The following is an 18,272-nucleotide window of genomic DNA, read 5'->3' as shown; positions in this document are numbered from 1 at the left end:
GCTTCCCTACTGTCGGTTGGGACGCCGGACCGCACCCCGGCGCCCGACATCCCGGCGGTCCACCACCGCCGCAGGCCCGGCCCGCGCCCGCCACCGACTCCCGGCGCCGGCCGCACTCCCAGGGGGAACCCGTGAAGACCAAGCTCGGCATGGCCGCCGCCATGGGCGCGTGGAGCGCCCGGCACCGAAAGACCGCCGTCTTCGGCTGGCTGCTCTTCGTCGTCCTCGCCGCCGTCCTCGGGGGCATGCACGGCAGCACCAAGGTCACCGACGCCGAATCCATGCCCGGCCAGGTCTCCCGGGCCGCCGAGATCCTCGACCGGGCCGGCCTCAAGCCGCCGTCCACCGAGACCGTGCTCGTCCAGAGCAGCACCCTGACCGCCGACGCCCCCGCCTTCCGGGCCACCGTCGAGCAGGTGATCAGCGGGGTCGGCGCCACCGGCAAGGCCACCGACGTCCGCTCGCCCTACGACACCAAGGCGCTCTCCGCCGACGGCCGCTCCGCGCTCGTCCAGCTCACCGTGAAGGGCGAGCACGAGGAGGCGGTGAAGAACGTCACCGCCGTGGTCGACGCCGTCGCCGCCGTCCAGAAGCAGCACCCCGACCTCACCGTGGTCGAACTCGGCGACGCCAGCTCCGGCAAGTGGATGGACGAGCAGTTCGCCGACGACTTCGCCCGCGCCGAGTGGACGGCCGTCCCGCTCGCCCTCGGCATCCTGCTGGTCGCCTTCGGCGCACTGGTCGCCGCCGTGCTGCCGGTCGTGCTCGCGCTCACCGCCTTCATCGCCGCCGGCGGACTCGTCGCGCTCAGCAGCGGCCTGCTGCACACCAGCAACAGCGCCAGCTCGGTGATGCTGCTGGTCGGCCTCGCCGTCGGCGTCGACTACTGCCTCTTCTACCTGCGCCGCGAGCGCGAGGAGCGGGCCGCCGGGCGCGACCTGGAGACCAGCCTGCGGATCGCCGCCGCCACCAGCGGCCGGGCCGTCCTGGTCTCCGGCGTCACCGTGGTGATCGCCATGGCCGGCATGTTCCTCACCGGCATCGCCGAGTTCGAGTCCATGGCCTACGCCACCATCGTGGTCGTCGTCACCGCCGTGCTCGGCTCCCTCACCGTGCTGCCCGCCCTGCTCTCGATGCTCGGCGACAAGGTCGGCAAGGGCCGGGTGCCGTTCCTCGGCCGGCTGCGCCGCCCCGACGCCGCCACCACCGGCGGCCGGTTCTGGAACGCCGTGCTGACCCCCGTGCTGCGCCGCCCGCTGGCCGCCACCGTGCTCTCCGCGGCCGTGCTGATCGGCCTGGCCGCCCCGCTGCTCACCATGCACACCGCCAACCTGACCTTCCAGCAGCAGCTTCCCAAGGGCAACGAGCTGGTCGCCGTCTCGCAGAAGATCGAGGCCGCCTTCCCCGGCAGCCCGGCGCCCGCCTCCGTGGTGATCAAGGCCGCCGACATCGACTCCCCGGCGATGACCGCCGCGATCGCCGACCTCAAGGCCCGCGCCCTGGCCAGCGGGCAGATGCACGGGCCGATCGACGTCACCGTCCACCCGCAGCAGAACGTCGCCACCGTCGACATCCCGCTCAACGGCACCGGCAACGACGAGGTCAGCAACGCGGCGCTGAAGACCCTGCGCGAGCAGCTGGTGCCCGCCACCGTGCTCACCGTGCCCGGCACCGAGGCGCCGGTCACCGGCCGCACCGCCGGCTCGTACGACTTCAACGCCAAGATGACCGACTCGATGCCGGTGGTGTTCGGCTTCGTGGTGGCCTTCGCCTTCCTCCTGATGCTGACCTCCTTCCGCTCGCTGGCCGTCGCCGGCACCGCCGTGGTGCTCAACCTGCTGTCGGTCGGCGCCGCGTACGGGGTGCTGACGCTGGTCTTCCAGCACGGCGTGGGGGCCTCGCTGCTGGGCACCGAGGGCGTCGGCGCGGTGGAGTCCTGGGTGCCGCTGTTCCTCTTCGTGATCCTCTTCGGCCTCTCGATGGACTACCACGTCTTCGTGGTCTCCCGGATCAAGGAGGGCCGCGACCGGGGCCTGCCGACCCGGGCCGCGGTCGCCCACGGCATCCGCTCCACGGCCGGGGTGGTCACCAGCGCCGCAGTGATCATGGTGGCGGTGTTCGCGGTCTTCGGCACCCTGTCGATGCAGGCCATGAAGCAGATGGGCGTCGGCCTCGCGGTCGCGGTGCTGATCGACGCGACGATCATCCGCGCGGTGCTGCTGCCCGCGGTGATGACGCTGCTCGGCGAGCACAACTGGTACCTGCCGCGCTGGCTCGGCTGGCTGCCCGACCTCTCGCACGGCGAGAGCGTCCCGCCGCTCGGCGCCGGCGCCGCCCACGCCCCGCACGTCCCCGCCCCGCAGGCCGCGCCGGAGCAGCGGCCCCACCAGGCCCGGCATCGCCGGATCGAGGTCTGACCTTCCCCAGCGGTCCCCGGACCGGCAGACCTCGGACAACCGCCGGGCCCCGCGTGACGCGGGGCCCGGCACCCGTTTGCCAGAATGATCGCCCACCCTCACCCGGCTGTCATGCAAGAAACGGACACCCCCATGCTCCCCTTCGACGAGGCGCGGGCCCGGCTGCTGCTGGCCCGCGCCTGCGAGTCGGCCGGCCTGCCCGGCCCGGGCGACGCCCGGCTGCTCGCCCTCGGCGAGAACGCCGTCTTCGACCTCGGCGACCCGGCCGTGGTCGCCAAGGTCGGCCGCGCCCCGGAACTCCACGAGCGCGCCCGGCGCGAGCTGGCCGTCGCCGACTGGCTGGCCGGCCACGGCGTCCCGGTGGTCCGCCCGTACGACGCGGTCCCCGTCGAACCGCAGCTCGCCCACGGGCACCCCGTCACCTTCTGGCACCGGCTCGCCCCCGCCGAGCGGGCCGCCCGCCCGGTCGACCTCGCCCCGCTGCTGCACGCCCTGCACCGGCTGCCCGCCCCGCCGTTCACGCTCGGGCGGCGCGACCTGCTGGCGCCCGTCGGGCGCTGGCTCGCCTCCGCCGAGGGCCACGTCGACCCGGCCGACGTCGACTTCCTGCGCCGGCGCCGGGACGCCTTCGAGGCCGAGGCGGCCGCGCTCGCCCCGCACCTGCCGACCGGGGTGATCCACGGCGACGCGCTGCCGCGCAACGTCCACATCGGCCCGGACGGGCCGGTCCTGCTCGACCTGGAGTTCGTCGCCGACGACCTGCGCGAGCACGACCTGGTGGTGCTGGCGCTCAGCCACGACCGGTACGGCGTGCCGGGCGAGGAGTACCGGGCGTTCACCGAGGCATACGGCTGGGACGTGCGCGAGTGGCCCGGTTTCGCGGTGCTGCGCGGGGCCCGGGAGACGGCGAGTGCCTCCTGGGTCGCCCAGCAGGCCCCGGGCAACCCCGCGGCGCTCGCCGAGTTCCGGCGGCGGGTGGACTCGCTGCGGACGGGCGCCACCGAGGTGCGCTGGTACCCGTTCTGACCGGGTACCCGTGGCCGGAAAGCGCCGGTCGGCGGGGGCGCCGGGGAGCGGAACGGGAACCAGCGTCAGCATGAAAATCGTCCTGTCGGACAGTCATCCTGCACGCTGACCGAGGATCGGCACCGTCCCTGCGCCCCAGGAGCCGCCGCCATGTCCGAGCCCGCCGCTGCGCCGCCGCCCGCCCCCGCTCGCCGGTGCGGGCCGCGCCGGGCGGCGGCGGGCCTCCTGGCGGCGCTCGCCGCACTGGCCCTCGCCGCCTGCGGCACCGCGAACGGCGCGCTCCGGCCGGAGCCGAGCACCTCCGCCCCGGCCTCCCCGGCGCCCGCGCCGTCCGCTCCGGCCCCCCGGCCCACCCCGAGCCCGGCCTCCACCCCGCCGCCGACGGCCGCCCCGCCGACGGCCACGGCCCCCGGCAGCGGCGCCCCCGCCCCCGTCGTCCACTCCACCGCCTCCGGCGGCCGGACCGTCGCGCTCACCTTCGACGACGGCCCCGGCCCGGCCACCGGCCAGGTGCTGGACCTGCTCGCCCAGTACGGCGCCAGGGCCACGTTCTGCCTGATCGGCAGGCAGGCCGTCGCCGACCCGGCCACCGTGAAGCGGATCCTCGCCGCCGGCCACCGGCTCTGCGACCACACCGTGGACCACCCGCAACCCTTCGCCGCGTTCCCCCACGACCGCGCCGTCCAGGAGATCGCCGACGGCCGGCGGATGATCGTCCAGGCCGGCGGCCCGGACACCGAGGTCGGCTGGTTCCGCGCCCCGGGCGGCGCGTTCACCCCCGACAACCGGGCGATCGCCGCCGACCACGGCCTGCGCCCGCTCGGCTGGTCGGTCGACCCGCGCGACTGGTCCCGCCCGGGCACGGCGGCGATCGTCTCCGCCGTGCAGGACCGGCTCAGGCCGGGCGGCGTGGTCCTGCTGCACGACGGCGGCGGCGACCGCACCCAGACCGTCGCCGCGCTGCGGCAGCTGCTCCCCTGGCTGACCGCCCAGGGCTACCGCTTCGACTTCCCCGCCAACTGAGCCTCCGGCCAAGCCTCTAGACTCGTCGGCCATGGCCACCGATCACCCCACCGCCCTCGGACCGCGCCTGAGCAGCGGTCGGATCGTCGGACTCGTCCTGATCTCCGCGTTCACCGCGACGGCCGGATGGCTCACCGCCACCGGCTTCGTCCGCGCCTACGCCGCCGACGCCTGCGGCCCCGAGCAGCGGTGCAACGGCCTCGGCACCGCCGGGTACCTGGCCGGCGGCATCCTGCTCTGGCTGCTGTGCCTGGTGGCCACCGCCACCACCGCGCACGGCGACGCCCCCACCACCGAGCCCTCGGCCACCTCCGACCGGGGCGTCCTGCTGGGCTGCCTCGCCCTCGGCCTGCTCGGCGCGGCCCTCGCCAACGGCTCCCTCCGCCCCTGGCTGCTCGTCCCCGTCGTCCCGCTCGCCCTGCTCACCGCCGTCCTCGACCGGCACGGCGCCCGCCGCTGGCGCGCCTTCCGGCAGGAGACCCGGCACCGCGCCGAGCAGCAGGGCCGCCTGGAGCAGTACGGCATCACCGTCCCCGCCCGGGTCACCGACCTCGTCCCCACCGGCGCCGTCTCGGCCGACCTCCCCGAACTGCGCGTCACCGTCGGGTTCACCACCACCGACGGCGCCCCCCGCACCGCCACCGTCACCGACACCTTCCCCGCCCACGGGACCCCCCGCCGCGGCGGCCCCGCCGAGGTCCGCTACGACCGCGCCGACCCGGAGAACACCCGGGTCTCCTTCACCGCCGCCCCGCAGGACGCCGCCCCTCCCGCCCCCGACCTGGAGGTGGTCGCCGCCCTGGAGCGCCTGGCCGCCCTCCACCGCGACGGCGCCCTCGACACCGCCGAGTTCACCGCCGCCAAGGCCCGCCTCCTGGGGACCGGGCTCAGCGCAGGGGCCAACGGGGGTCGATGACCGCCTCCGGGTCCTTGCCCCGGCGCAGCCAGGCCTGGAGGTCCTCGGCCCAGGCCCGGTGCCAGTCGACCTGGCGGGCGTGGAGCTCGGCCGGGAGGAGGTCGCCGACCCGCTCGGGGTAGCGCTCGGCGAGGGCGACGGCGACCCGTACGGCGGCGAGCGCGTCGCTGCCGGCCTCGTGGGCGTCGGTCAGCTCGACGCCGTACACCTCGCAGACCCGCTGGAGGGTGCGGGAGCCCTTGCGGTACTTGTCCACGGCGCGGTCGATGACCAGCGCGTCGAGCACCGGCGCGACCGGTCCCCCGAGGCGCTCGGCGAGCACCGGCAGGCCGTGCCGGCGCAGCTCGGCGTCGAGCAGCGAGAGGTCGAAGGGCGCGTTGAAGGCGACCACCGGCCGCCCGTCGGCGAGGCGTTCGCACAGCGCCGCGGCTATCTCGTCCACCGCCTCCTTGGCCGGCCGCCCCTTGGCCCGGGCCAGGTCGTCGCCGATCCCGTGGATCGCCGCCGCCTCGGCGGGGATCGGGACCCCCGGATCGAGCAGCCAGCCGGTGGCGCCCAGCCGGCGGTCCCCGACGGTGTCCACGAGGGCGGCCGTGACGATGCGGTCCACGGCCGGGTCGGTGCCCGTGGTCTCCAGGTCGAAGCCGACCAGTGGCTGCTGCCACCAGCTCATAGGGGTGTGTCCTTCCGTCCTCTGGGTCGAAGCAGCCCCTATCATCACCCGCCCCTCCGACAATCCGGCCGGTGGGGGGCTCGGCGCCCGCCTCCGGAGAGCCGGCGCCCCGCCGCCGTCGCCGGCCCCGCCGCGCCGCCGGCCGCCCGGCCCGGGGCGGTGTCCGGGTGTCCGGGGGGTGTCCGGGACGGGGGGTGCGCCGCAGGTCGGCGGTGTCCGGGTGTCCGGGACGGGGCCGGGCTGTTGAAGCGGACACGACGGAGCGGATTCGGTGGCAGCAGACACCCACCCGCCCCGGGTGGACGACGAAGGGACGGGCACACATGCGCACACGTCTCCTGCTCTCCGGCGCGGCCCTGACGGCCGCCGCCCTGCTGGGCACCACCGCCGCCACCGCCCATGCCGCCGCGGGCGACACGACCGGCTCCGCCGCGAGCGTCGCGGCGGGCTACTGGAAGAAGACCGGCCGCTTCTCCAGGTCGGCCTGCATCGAGCTGCGGGACTCCTACGCCGGTGAGGCCCAGTGCCGCTCGGCCGGCGGCGGCCAGGACGACCTCTGGGTCCGGGTGCCCTGACCGGCGGCACCCGGCCGGGGCCGGGGTCGGCGGGGATGCGGCAGGGGGGCGGCGACCGGGGGGCCGTCGACGCCGCCGCGGGGGATCCCCGTCCAGGCCCCCTCCCGGCCGCCCCGCACCCGCCGCCTCCGCCGCGAGGCGGGAGCGCCCCCCGGGGGAGGCGGCGGTCAGGAGACCGGCCGGGAGTCCGCCCAGACGCCCTCGAACTCCTCGCGGTAGACCTCCAGCAGCCCGGCGTCCGTGCCGCCCGGCTGCTGGCCGGCGCCGCCGCGCAGGACGAGGGCGGGCGACTCCATGCCGCGGGCCCGGCGCAGGTAGGGCTGGACGACGCCGAGGTCGCGGGTCTGGCGGCGGCCCCCGGTGCCCGGGGCGGCGGACGGCACGCCCTCGACCAGGTAGGCGGTGAAGCGCGGGGTCTCGTCGAACACCCGGATCTCGAAGCCGCCCTGGTCGCGCAGCGCGGCGCGGACCCGGCGCACGTGCAGGATGTTCATCTGGATGGAGCGGCCGAGCTCGCCGCGCCCGAGGCCCAGCTCGCGCTCGCGGCGGCGGACGGCGCTGCTGGCCGGGTTGAGGAAGAGCAGCCGGACCCGGCAGCCGTCGGTGGCGAGCCGCACCAGCCGCTTGCCGGTGTAGTTCTGGCAGAGCATGCCGAGGCCGATGCCGAGCGCGTCCAGCCGCCGGGCGCCGTCGAGGAGGTCCTCCACCGGCAGGTCGCGCTGGAGCCGGACCCGGTCGGGGTGGACGGCGACGACGTCCGCGTACCGGCCGGCGACCAGGGACTCGACGACGTCCGCGGGCACGGCGCCGGCGCCGCCGTCGAGCAGGGCGAGCAGCCGGGCGGAGGCCCGTTCGGTCTGGGCGAGCACGGTCGGGGTGAGGACGCGGTTGCGGGAGACGACGTGCCGGGCGACCTCCAGCTCGTCGAGGGCCAGCTCGATCTCCCGGCGGTCGGCCAGGTAGGGCTCGAAGCACGGCCAGTGCTGGACCATCAGTTCGCGCAGCTGCGGCAGGGTGAGGAAGACCAGCGGGTCGTCGTCGGCCGGGTCGAGGAGGTAGCCCTTGCGCCGGCTCACCTCGCGCACGGCGCCGGCCCGGTGCGCCCACTCCTCGCCGGCCGGGCCGGCCGCGGCGGTGACCCAGTCCTCGCCGTGGGCGGGCGCGTAGATCGGGTGCAGCACCTCGTCGACGAGCGAGCGCAGCCGCTGCTCGACCAGGTTGAGCCAGACGTAGGCGCGCCCGGAGAGACGGACGCGCTGGTAGGCGTCCTCCCACTCGGCGCCGGACCAGGCGAGCGCGGGGACCTCGACCGGCCCGCCCTGGGCCGGGACGAGCGAGCGTCCGCCGGTCAGGGCGGGCCGCATGACCACCGTCGGCGCCTCGCTGCGGGCGCTGCCCCGGTCGGGGCCGCCGGGCCCACCGCCACGGCCGCCGGCGGGGAACACCATGCGCCACCTCACCTGGTTCCTGCTGGGAGCCGCCCGGGGCCGCTCGGAGCTGTCTGCCTGCCGTCCGGCCGGTCGACGGCGCGGCGCGCCGCCCGACGCACCGGCGGTTCGCCGCCGGTTCGCCTGATGGACCGCCACGGGCCCCGGACGGCCGGACGATCAAGGGTACTGCCCGCCGCGAACCGCCCGCAGCCGGTTGGAGCACGGCAGCGGCCGGCCGCGGCGGTCCGCCGCGGCCGTCCCGTCCGCCCCACACGCCCCGGGAGCCCCACGACGGTGACGTGACACCCCCCGGGGCGCCGTGGGGACACCCGTTCGGGCGAACACGGCGCAAATGGCCCCGCCGTCGGGGAAGGCGTCGGGGAGTATGCGGACTGTGCCACGCCCGTGTGCCGTACGTCACGACCCCCGGCCGGTCCGCCCCGCGGTCCGGCCCCGACCATCGGACCGCCCGTCAGCTCTCCTTCTGCGTGAGGAAGTCGAGGAACCATGCAGGTCTGGCCAGGGACCCCCTACCCGCTCGGCGCCACCTACGACGGGGCCGGCACCAACTTCGCGGTCTTCTCGGAGAGCGCCGACCGGATCGAGCTCTGCCTGCTCGACGAGGACGGTTCGGAGACGGCCGTCGAACTGCGCGAGACCGACGCCTTCGTCCGGCACGCCTACCTCCCCGGCGTCCAGCCCGGCCGGCGCTACGGCTTCCGCGTCCACGGCCCGTACAACCCGGGCCTCGGCCAGCGGCACAACAGCGCCAAACTGCTGCTGGACCCGTACGCCAAGGCGATGAGCGGCCACATCGACTGGGACGAGTCCGTCTACGGCTACCACTTCGGCGCCCCCGAGCGCCGCAACGACCTCGACTCCGCCCCGCACACCATGCACTCGGTGGTGATCAACCCGTACTTCGACTGGGGCACCGACCGCCCGCCGCGCACCGACTACCACCGCACCGTGCTCTACGAGGCCCACGTGAAGGGCCTGACCGAGCTGCACCCGGGGATTCCCGAGGAGATCCGCGGCACCTACGCGGGCGTCGCCCACCCCGCCGTGATCGAGCACCTCGCCAAGCTCGGGGTCACCGCGATCGAGCTGATGCCGGTGCACCAGTTCGTCCGCGACCACCGGCTGCGCGACCTCGGCCTGGCGAACTACTGGGGCTACAACACCGTCGGCTTCTTCGCCCCGCACTCCTCGTACTCCTCCACCGGCGACCGCGGCCAGCAGGTGCAGGAGTTCAAGTCGATGGTCAAGGCCCTGCACGCGGCCGGCATCGAGGTCATCCTCGACGTCGTCTACAACCACACCGCCGAGGGCAACCACCTCGGCCCCACGCTCTCGCTGCGCGGCCTGGACAACGTGTCCTACTACCGCCTCGCCCGGGACCAGCGGTTCTACGAGGACACCACCGGCACCGGCAACAGCCTGCTGATGCGCAGCCCGCACGTGCTCCAGCTGATCATGGACTCGCTGCGCTACTGGGTCACCGAGATGCACGTGGACGGCTTCCGCTTCGACCTCGCCGCCACCCTCGCCCGGCAGTTCCACGAGGTGGACCGGCTCTCCTCGTTCTTCGACCTCGTCCAGCAGGACCCGGTGGTCTCCCAGGCCAAGCTGATCGCCGAGCCCTGGGACCTCGGCGAGGGCGGCTACCAGGTCGGCAACTTCCCGCCGCTGTGGACGGAGTGGAACGGCATGTACCGGGACACCGTGCGCGACCTGTGGCGCGGGGAGAACGCCACCCTCGCCGAGTTCGGCTCCCGGCTCACCGGCTCCTCCGACCTCTACCAGGACGACGGCCGCCGCCCGATCGCCTCGATCAACTTCGTCACCTGCCACGACGGCTTCACCCTGCGCGACCTGGTCTCCTACAACGAGAAGCACAACGAGGCCAACGGCGAGGGCAACCGGGACGGCGAGTCCTTCAACCGCTCCTGGAACTGCGGCACCGAGGGACCCACCGACGACCCGGCCGTCGAGGAGCTGCGGGCGCGCCAGCAGCGCAACTTCCTCGCCACCCTGATGCTCTCCCAGGGCGTGCCGATGCTCTCCCACGGCGACGAGTTCGGCCGCACCCAGCAGGGCAACAACAACGCCTACTGCCAGGACAACGAGCTGACCTGGGTGCACTGGCCGCAGGACGACGGGGCGCGGACCGGGCTGCTGGAGTTCACCCAGCGGATGGTCTGGCTGCGCCGCGACCACCCGGTGTTCCGGCGCCGGCGCTTCTTCCACGGCCGCCCGGTCCCGGGCCGGCCCGCCGGGGAGGGCGGGGGCGGCGGCGAGTACGAGGACCTCACCGACATCGCCTGGTTCACCCCCGCCGGGGAGGAGATGACCAAGCGCAACTGGGGCGCCAGCTACGCCAAGTCGCTCACCGTGTTCCTGAACGGCTACGCCATCTCGGAGCCGGACCGGCGCGGCGGGCGGATCGTCGACGACTCCTTCCTGCTGATGTTCAACGCGCACTTCGAGCAGCTGGAGTTCACCGTCCCGGCCGGGCACGGGCAGGAGTGGCAGGTGGTGGTGGACACCGCCCGCCCGCAGCTGCCGCCGCCCGGCTCCGGCACCAGGGTCAAGGCCGGGGACACCCTCTGGCTCACCGACCGCTCGCTGATGGTGCTGCAGCGTCCCGCCTGAGCCACGGCGGTGTCCCGGTTCGCCGGCGGACCTTGCGCACCGGCCGTCGCACGGGCCACGGTGGTCCCCGGAAGGACCGGGGACCGAGGGGGCGGCTGGCATGGCGGGCGATCATCCGAGCGCGACGGAGTTCCTCCTGGGGACGCTGCTCTCCCTCCCCGGCCGGATCGCGGACGCGACGATCCTCCGCCCGCCCCCGTACCGGTGGGTGCTCTCCCGCGCCGGCACCCCGCAGGCGCGGGCCGCCCTGGCCGCCGAGCGCGCCGTCGTCGAGGGCCTGATCGCGCGGCTCGGCGCGGTCGACGGGGTGGTCCACGTCGTCACCCAGGTGGACGACCGCCGGATCACTCCCGAGCGCGGGCTCGACCCCGGCCGCCGGCTGGAGCTGGTCTGCCAGCTCGCCGCGACCGCCTACTTCGCCACCGCCCTGGACGTCCCGGAGCTGCTGCGCCGGATCGACGCCGCGCAGGTCGCCGACTGGGGCAGCGGGCTGTACCACGATCCCCGGCGACCGCACCCGCCCGGCTCGGTCGCCGACGCGCTCTCGTACTACCGGCATGGCGGCCGCCATCCGGACGGCTCGCCGCGCGACAGCCCCCGGCTGTACGCCCTGGGCACGACCCTGACCTGGGACGCGCCGGACCGGCCGCCGGTTGCCGAGCCGAACGCGACGATGTTCAACAGCGCGTTCTCGCAGTACACCCGGGACCCGGCGGCCGCCGCCCTGGTGGAGGCCGCCCGTGCCGAGCGGGGCCTGGTCCTGCGCCTGTCCCGCTCCGGGGCCGGCGGCCCGCAGCGCCCGGGCTACTTCACGGTGCCCCGGGGGTGGCGGCGCCGGGGCCGCTGAGCACCCCCGACGCCCACCGCTCACCTGTTCGGATCAGCAACGGGTCTTGCCCCCGCGCCCCGCCGGGTAGGCATGGAGGCATGACCAACGCCGCCGAGCCCGCGCAGCCCCGCCCGGCCGCCTCCGTCCCGTCGTTCGACCCCTCCCGCCGGCCGACCACCGCCCGGAGCGTCGCCCCCGCCACCGTGCCGAGCGCCTCGTACCGCCTCCAGCTCCAGCCCGGCTTCACCCTGCGCGACGCCACCGCCGCCGTCCCCTACCTGGCCGCCCTCGGCGTCTCCCACCTGCACCTCTCCCCGCTGCTGGAGCCCGTGCCGGGCTCCGCCCACGGCTACGACACCGTCGACCACGGCCGGGTCGCCGAGCAGCTCGGCGGCGAGCCGGCGCTGCGCGCGCTGGCCGCCGAGGCGCACCGGCACGGCCTGCGACTGCTCGCCGACGTGGTGCCCAACCACATGGCCGTGCCGGCCCCCGAGCACCTCAACCGGCCGCTCTGGCAGGTCCTGCGGGACGGCCCCGACTCGCCGTACGCCCGCTGGTTCGACATCGACTGGCAGGCCCTGCCCGGACCGCCGGACGCCCCCGGGCACGGCCGGGTGCTGCTGCCGCTGCTCGGCGACCGGCTCGGCGCCGTCCTCGACCAGCTCGCCGTGGACGGCGACACGCTCCGCTACCACGACCACGTGCTGCCGCTGCGCCCCGGCACCGAGCACCTGCCGCTGCCCGACCTGCTCGCCCGCCAGTGGTACCGCCTGGCGTGGTGGCGGCTGGCCCGCACCGAGCTGAACTACCGGCGGTTCTTCACCGTCAACGAGCTGATCGCGGTCCGGGTCGAGGACCCGGAGGTGTTCGAGGCCACCCACGGCGTGCTGCTGCGGCTGCACCGCGAGGGCGTGCTGGACGGCTTCCGGATCGACCACCCGGACGGGCTCGCCGACCCGCGCGGCTACCTGGAGCGGCTCGCCGGGGCCACCGGCGGCACGTACACGGTCGTCGAGAAGATCCTCACCGGCGACGAGCGGCTGCCCGCCGACTGGCCGTGCGCCGGCACCACCGGCTACGACGCGCTGCGCCGGATCGACGGCGTGCTCACCGACCACGCGGGCGCCTGCCGGCTCGCCGGGGCGTACGAGGCGTTCCTCACCGGCGCTCCCCCGGGCGGCGAGCCCTGCGCCGACCCGCACCCGGCGCTGGCCGCCGCCCGGCGCGGGCGGGCCGACATGACCGGGCCCGAGGGCGAGCTGGCCGCCGAGGTGGAGCGGCTGGTGCGCCTCGCCGTCCGGCTCGGCGCCGCCGACCCGGTGCACGCCGACCACCCGCCGTGGCGGCTGCGCGCCGCCCTGCGCCGGCTGCTCACCGGCTACCCCGCCTACCGGCCCTACGCGCGGCCCGGGGAGCCGCTGCCGCAGGCCTCCGCCGCCCAGTTGCACGAGGCGCTCGCCTCCGACGGCGAGCCCACCGACGCCACCGACCGCTTCGTCGCCGCCCTCGCCGAGGGCGCGCTCGGGCGCGGCCCCGAGCAGGACGAGTTCGCCGTCCGCTTCGCCCAGACCGCCGCCGCCGTCGCCGCCAAGGGCGTCGAGGACACCGCCTTCTACCGGTGGAACGCGCTGCTGAGCCTCAACGAGGTCGGCGGCGAGCCCGCCCGGCCCGGGGTGCGGCCGGAGGACTTCCACGCCTGGTGCCACTACGTCGAACGGCACTGGCCGCACACCATGACGGCGCTCTCCACCCACGACACCAAGCGCAGCGCCGACGCCCGCGCCCGGCTCGCCGTCCTGGCCGAGCAGCCCGAGGCCTGGGCCGCCGAGGCCGCCGCCTGGTCCACCGCGGCCGGGGGCGGAGGCGGGGCCGGAGGCGGGGCCGAGGGCGGGGGCGGGGGCGGGGGCGGGGGCGGGGGCGGGGCCCGCTTCGACCCCGACAGCGACTGGCTGCTCTGGCAGACCCTGGTCGCCGCCTGGCCGGCCACCCCCGAACGGCTGGTCGCCGCGGTGCTCAAGGCCGCCCGGGAGGCCAAGCTCCACACCTCGTGGACGACCCAGAACGTCCGCTTCGAACGCGCCCTCGCCGACCGCGTGCACGCCGTCTTCGGCCACCCCGGGCTGCTCCCCCGGATCGAGGGGTACGTGGCCGCGCTCGCCCCGTACGCCCGGTCCAACACGCTGGCCGCCGCCCTGCTGCACCTCACCGTGCCCGGTGTGCCCGACCTCTACCAGGGCAGCGAGGAGCCGCTGTACACCCTGGTCGACCCGGACAACCGGCGCGCCGTCGACCTCGGGGCGCTGGCCGTGCGGCTCACCGACTCCGCCACCGCCCGGCCCAGCGACCTCGCGCGCGAGAAGCTGCACCTCACCACGACCGCCCTGCACCTGCGCCGCGCCCACCCGCTGGGCACCCACCGGCCGCTCACCGCCGTCGGCCCGGCCGCCGGGCACCTGCTCGCCTTCGGGCGCGGCCCGGACGTCCTCACCGCCGTCACCCGCCTGCCGTACGGACTCGCCCGCGCCGGCGGCTGGCGCGGCACCGAACTGCACCTGCCCGCCGGCGGCGCGTGGACGGACGCGCTGACGTCGCGCCGGTTCGCCGCCGGCCCCGTCCGGTTGAAGGACCTGCTGGCCGACCTTCCGGTGGCCCTGCTGACCAGGAGGGGCGCCGCATGAGGCACGAGGTCTGGGCGCCGTACGCCGCCGAGCGGGTCGAGGTGGCCGTCGACGGCGCCCACCACCCGCTGGCCCGGGACGACGCCCGCGCCGGGTGGTGGCACGGCGAGGCACCCGACGGGGACTACGCGTTCGTGCTGGACGGCGGCCGCCCGCTGCCCGACCCCCGCTCGCCCCGGCAGCCGCACGGCCCCGACGGCCCCAGCCGCGCCGTCGACCACGCCGCGTTCAACTGGTCGCAGACCGACTGGCGCGGGCGCCCGCTCGCCGGAGCCGTCCTGTACGAGCTGCACATCGGCACCTTCACCGCCGCCGGCACCTTCGACGCGGCGGCCGAACGCCTGGACCACCTCGTCGAGTTGGGCATCGACTTCGTGGAGCTGATGCCGCTCTGCCCGTTCCCCGGCAAGCACGGCTGGGGGTACGACGGCGTCTCGCTCTGGGCCGTGCACGAGCCCTACGGCGGACCGGAGGGCCTGAAGCGCTTCGTCGACGCCGCGCACCGCAAGGGCCTCGGCGTCGTGCTCGACGTGGTGCACAACCACCTCGGCCCGGCCGGCAACTACCTGCCGATGTTCGGCCCGTACTTCACCGACCGCCACCACACCCCGTGGGGCTCGGCGGTCAACCTGGACGCACCGGGGTCGGACGAGGTGCGTGGCTATCTGATCGGCAGCGCGCTCGCCTGGCTGCGCGACTACCGGATCGACGGCCTGCGACTGGACGCCGTGCACGCCCTCGCCGACGACCGGGCCGTGCACTTCCTGGAGGAACTCGCCCGGGAGGTCGACCGGTTGGCGGTGACGACGAACCGCCCGCTGTTCCTGGTCGCCGAGTCCGACCTCAACGACCCGCGCACCACCACCCCGCGCGAGGCCGGCGGACAGGGCCTCGCCGCCCAGTGGAGCGACGACTTCCACCACGCCCTGCACTGCGCCCTCACCGGCGAATCCCAGGGCTACTACGGGGACTTCGCCGCCGCCCCGCTCGCCGCCGTCGCCAGGACCCTGACCCGGGGCTACTTCCACGACGGCAGCTGGTCCTCGTTCCGCGGCCGCCACCACGGCCGGCCGTTCCCGGCCGCGCACGGGGAGCGGCTGCTCGGCTACCTGCAGACCCACGACCAGATCGGCAACCGGGCCCTGGGCGACCGGATCTCCACCAGCCTCTCCCCCGGCCGGCTCGCCTGCGGCGCCGCACTGGTGCTCACCTCGCCGTTCACGCCGATGCTGTTCATGGGCGAGGAGTGGGGAGCGGCCACCCCCTGGCAGTACTTCACCGACCACACCGACCCCAACCTCGCCGAGGCCGTCCGCCGGGGCCGGCGGCGGGAGTTCGCCGAACACGGCTGGGCGGCGGAGGCGGTGCCGGACCCGCAGGAGCCGGCCACCGTGCTGCGCTCCGTCCTCGACTGGACCGAGCCGAGGCGCCCTCCGCACGCCGGACTGCTGGAGTGGTACCGGGAGTTGATCCGGCTGCGCCGGGCCTGCCCGGAGCTGTCCGATCCCGACCTGGCGGCGGTGCGGGTGGACACCGACGAGGCCGCCGGATGGCTGGTGGTCCACCGGGGCCCCTACCGGGTGGCCGTCAACCTCGGCGCGGCGGCCGTCGCGCTGCCACGGGAGGGGGAGGTGGTCGCGGCGTTCGGGAGGACCGAGGCCACCGGACGGCGCCTCACGCTCTCCCCCGACTCCGTGGCGATCCTGCGCGTGTGACCGGCCGTCACTGGACGAAGGTGGCGATCCGGTCCCGCAGTCCGTGCGCGTCCAGGCCGTAGGCGGCCAGGTGCTCCGGAACCGAGCCGTACTGCCGGTGCTCGCCGCGCGGCACCCCGAGCGACAGCAGCCGGTGCGGGCGGTCGGCGAGCGCCTCGTGCGCCTCCTGGGCGGAGGTCCCGGCCAGGTACGGCTCGACCAGCACCACGTTCGCGTTCGCCTCGGTGGCGGCCCGCAGCGCGGCGCCGTCGAACGGCCGGACGGTCGCCGCGTACAGCACGGTGACGTCCAGGTTCCCGGTGGCGGCGAGCACGGCGTCCAGCATCGGGCCGACCGCGAGCACGGTGCCGCGGCTGCCGCGCCGGACCACGGTGAAGCGGCCCGGCTCGATCGCGGTGGCGTGCTCGTTGCGGTGGTCGGAGAGGCGGACGTACACCTTGCGGTCGCCGTCGGCCGCCGCGTGGCGCAGCAACTGCTCCGCCTCGTCCGGGTGGCCGGGCACGTGCACCGTCCAGTCGGGCAGCGTGTCCAGCAGCGCGACGTCGCCCGGCGCCATGTGGGTGCGGCCGCCGGCGGGCCAGTCGTACGAGCCTCCCGCGCTCACCAGCACGGCGCCGACGCCCTGGTGGCCGAGGTCCAGCTTCACCTGCTCGAAGGGGCGTTCGACGAGGAAGCTGGCGAAGGTGTGGGCGATCGGGCGCAGCCCGGTGAAGGCCAGTCCGGCGGCGGCGCCGATCAGCAGCTGCTCGCGGATGCCGACGTTGATCAGCCGGTCCGGGTGGCGCTCGGCGGCGGCGTCGAAGCTCGCGGCGCTGATGTCGGCCAGGACGACGGCGAGGCGCGGGTCCTCGTCCAGCAGCCGGGAGGTGGTCTCGATGAAGCGCTCGCGCATGGTTTCCACGGTTCTGGTGCCTCTCTTCGGCTCAGGAGTTCTTCGACTCGACGCGGGCCACCACGACCCGCGGGCGGCCCGGGTGCTCGACGGTGTACGCGGCGTACAGCGCTTCGTGGTCGCGGCCGTCGACCGTCTCCACCGACCAGCCCTCGGCGGCGAAGCGCGCCGCGATGCCGCCCCGCCAGCCGTGGGTGGCGGAGGAGTTGTCGATCACCAGCGCGTGCAGCCGGTCCAGCCCGTAGGCCCCGGCGAAGGCCACCGCCTCGTGGTTGGAGCCCTCGTCGAACTCGGCGTCCCCGATCAGCACCCAGACCGCCGGGTCGGCGAGCCCCTGGGCCCGCAGGCCGAGCGCCGTGCCGACGGCGATCGGCAGGCCGTGGCCGAGCGAGCCGGAGCTGATCTCCACACCGGGCACCAGCATCCGGTCCGGGTGGTGGCCGAGCGGCGAGTCGTAGGCGCCGAAGCTCGGCAGCACCGCCGGGTCGATGAAGCCCTTGGCGGCGAGGACGGCGTAGTACGCCATCGGGCCGTGGCCCTTGGAGAGCAGGAAGCGGTCCCGGTCCTGCGCGTCGGCGGTGGCCGGGGTGACCCGCAGGACGCGGTCGTAGAGCACCCACAGCGCGTCCAGGGTGGAGGTGGCGGCCGGACCGTGCTTCTCGTCGCCGGTCATCAGGGCCATCAGGCCCGGCAGCTCGGCGAAGCCGAGGGGGGCGGGGGTCGTCGTCTTCATGCCCTCGATGCTGCTACTTGAAGTCGACTTCAAGTCAAGCGCTACAGTGACCCCATGAGCGCCCACGGTCCCAGCAGGCACGATCTCCTCACCATCGGCCAACTCGCCGACCGCAGCGGCCTCGCCGCCTCCGCCCTGCGGTACTACGAGAAGCTGGGCCTGATCCACGCCACCCGCACCACCGGCAACCAACGCCGCTACACCCGCGGCACCCTGCGCCGGATCGCCTTCGTCCGGGCCGCCCAGCGGGTCGGCCTGTCCCTCGACGAGGCGAAGGTCGCCCTGGACCGCCTCCCCGAGCACCGCGCCCCCAGCGGCACCGAGTGGGACGGCGTCGCCCAGTCCTGGCAGAGCCGGATCGACGAGCAGATCGCGGAGTTGGAGCGGCTGAAGGCCAAGCTCACCGGCTGCATCGGCTGCGGCTGCCTCTCCCTCACCCGCTGCGCCCTCTACAACGCCGCCGACCGCGCCGGCGCCGCCGGCCCGGGCGCCCGCTACCTGCTGACCCGCGACCCCGCCACCGGCCCGGAACCGACGGCGGGCGACTTCACGGAGTGACCCTTCCCATGGACCTCTTCCTCTGCGTCGAAGTCACCGACGGCCTCACCGGCGACACCCCCACCCGGGCCCGAGCACTTCCCTGCGCCCCGCCGGATGCATCCGGCGGGGCGCAGGGAACCCGTGCCGACGAGCCGGGCCGGCGCAGGAAG

At 75.6% G+C, this 18,272-nt stretch carries 14 protein-coding genes; 10 read left to right on the top strand and 4 right to left on the bottom strand.

The features are described 5' to 3' along the window. Positions 1 to 149 precede the first annotated feature (149 nt). The 4 genes from ACFVVL_RS07910 (at position 150) to ACFVVL_RS07895 (ending at position 5,382) form a co-directional block, all read left to right on the top strand. Positions 150 to 2,417: an MMPL family transporter gene (locus ACFVVL_RS07910; protein ID WP_387672755.1), complete on the top strand. Its 2,268-nt coding sequence runs from the start codon at positions 150 to 152 to the stop codon at positions 2,415 to 2,417. A gap of 132 nt (positions 2,418 to 2,549) precedes the next feature. Then, on the top strand, positions 2,550 to 3,443 hold the full coding sequence (locus ACFVVL_RS07905; protein WP_387672250.1) for a phosphotransferase enzyme family protein: 894 nt from the start codon (positions 2,550 to 2,552) through the stop codon (positions 3,441 to 3,443). Positions 3,444 to 3,593: 150 nt separating this feature from the next. Continuing rightward, positions 3,594 to 4,466, top strand: coding sequence for a polysaccharide deacetylase family protein (locus tag ACFVVL_RS07900; protein ID WP_387672247.1), 873 nt, complete (start codon positions 3,594 to 3,596; stop codon positions 4,464 to 4,466). A 31-nt stretch (positions 4,467 to 4,497) separates the two neighbouring features. Further along, the gene (locus tag ACFVVL_RS07895; protein ID WP_387672244.1) at positions 4,498 to 5,382 is read left to right on the top strand and encodes an SHOCT domain-containing protein; all 885 of its coding nucleotides are present in this window, start codon (positions 4,498 to 4,500) and stop codon (positions 5,380 to 5,382) included. Here the strand turns inward: ACFVVL_RS07895 and ACFVVL_RS07890 are convergent. Then, complete coding sequence (locus tag ACFVVL_RS07890; RefSeq protein ID WP_387672241.1) at positions 5,354 to 6,055, bottom strand: exonuclease domain-containing protein; 702 nt, start codon at positions 6,053 to 6,055, stop codon at positions 5,354 to 5,356. The genes ACFVVL_RS07895 and ACFVVL_RS07890 overlap by 29 nt on opposite strands. A gap of 323 nt (positions 6,056 to 6,378) precedes the next feature. Between ACFVVL_RS07890 and ACFVVL_RS07885 the strand changes: the two genes are divergently transcribed. After that, positions 6,379 to 6,630 carry a hypothetical protein gene (locus tag ACFVVL_RS07885; protein ID WP_387672238.1) on the top strand — a complete coding sequence of 84 codons (252 nt, stop codon included), beginning with the start codon at positions 6,379 to 6,381 and terminating at the stop codon, positions 6,628 to 6,630. Positions 6,631 to 6,797: 167 nt separating this feature from the next. Here ACFVVL_RS07885 and ACFVVL_RS07880 read toward each other — a convergent pair whose 3' ends face one another. Beyond that, positions 6,798 to 8,078 carry an SAV2148 family HEPN domain-containing protein gene (locus tag ACFVVL_RS07880; RefSeq protein WP_387672235.1) on the bottom strand — a complete coding sequence of 427 codons (1,281 nt, stop codon included), beginning with the start codon at positions 8,076 to 8,078 and terminating at the stop codon, positions 6,798 to 6,800. A gap of 489 nt (positions 8,079 to 8,567) precedes the next feature. On the opposite strand from ACFVVL_RS07880, the gene glgX reads away from it, so the two are divergent. From glgX to treZ, 4 genes are all read left to right on the top strand, one after another. After that, the gene (gene glgX, locus ACFVVL_RS07875) at positions 8,568 to 10,715 is read left to right on the top strand and encodes a glycogen debranching protein GlgX (RefSeq protein WP_380295330.1); all 2,148 of its coding nucleotides are present in this window, start codon (positions 8,568 to 8,570) and stop codon (positions 10,713 to 10,715) included. 100 nt (positions 10,716 to 10,815) lie between these two features. Beyond that, positions 10,816 to 11,562 (top strand): hypothetical protein, encoded by a 747-nt coding sequence (locus ACFVVL_RS07870; RefSeq protein WP_387672232.1) that lies wholly within the window; start codon positions 10,816 to 10,818, stop codon positions 11,560 to 11,562. Positions 11,563 to 11,642: 80 nt separating this feature from the next. Continuing rightward, complete coding sequence (treY, locus tag ACFVVL_RS07865; protein ID WP_387672229.1) at positions 11,643 to 14,222, top strand: malto-oligosyltrehalose synthase; 2,580 nt, start codon at positions 11,643 to 11,645, stop codon at positions 14,220 to 14,222. Next, positions 14,219 to 15,937, top strand: a complete 1,719-nt coding sequence (treZ, locus tag ACFVVL_RS07860; protein WP_387672226.1) for a malto-oligosyltrehalose trehalohydrolase — start codon at positions 14,219 to 14,221, stop codon at positions 15,935 to 15,937. The genes treY and treZ overlap by 4 nt, the downstream gene beginning before the upstream one ends. 7 nt (positions 15,938 to 15,944) lie before the next feature. Here treZ and ACFVVL_RS07855 read toward each other — a convergent pair whose 3' ends face one another. Beyond that, positions 15,945 to 16,838: a transketolase family protein gene (locus tag ACFVVL_RS07855; protein WP_380295337.1), complete on the bottom strand. Its 894-nt coding sequence runs from the start codon at positions 16,836 to 16,838 to the stop codon at positions 15,945 to 15,947. A gap of 22 nt (positions 16,839 to 16,860) precedes the next feature. Further along, entirely contained in the window at positions 16,861 to 17,562 is a 702-nt protein-coding gene (locus ACFVVL_RS07850) for a transketolase (protein WP_380295339.1), read from the bottom strand. Between the two features lie 54 nt (positions 17,563 to 17,616). On the opposite strand from ACFVVL_RS07850, the gene soxR reads away from it, so the two are divergent. Beyond that, the gene (soxR, locus tag ACFVVL_RS07845; protein WP_380295341.1) at positions 17,617 to 18,120 is read left to right on the top strand and encodes a redox-sensitive transcriptional activator SoxR; all 504 of its coding nucleotides are present in this window, start codon (positions 17,617 to 17,619) and stop codon (positions 18,118 to 18,120) included. Positions 18,121 to 18,272 lie beyond the last annotated feature (152 nt).

The sequence above is a fragment of the Kitasatospora sp. NPDC058115 genome, from assembly GCF_042884635.1.
In the GTDB taxonomy this organism is placed as follows: Bacteria; Actinomycetota; Actinomycetes; order Streptomycetales; family Streptomycetaceae; genus Kitasatospora.
The sequence above is the reverse complement of the archived record's forward strand: the minus strand, read 5'-3'. Positions and strand labels throughout refer to the sequence as shown.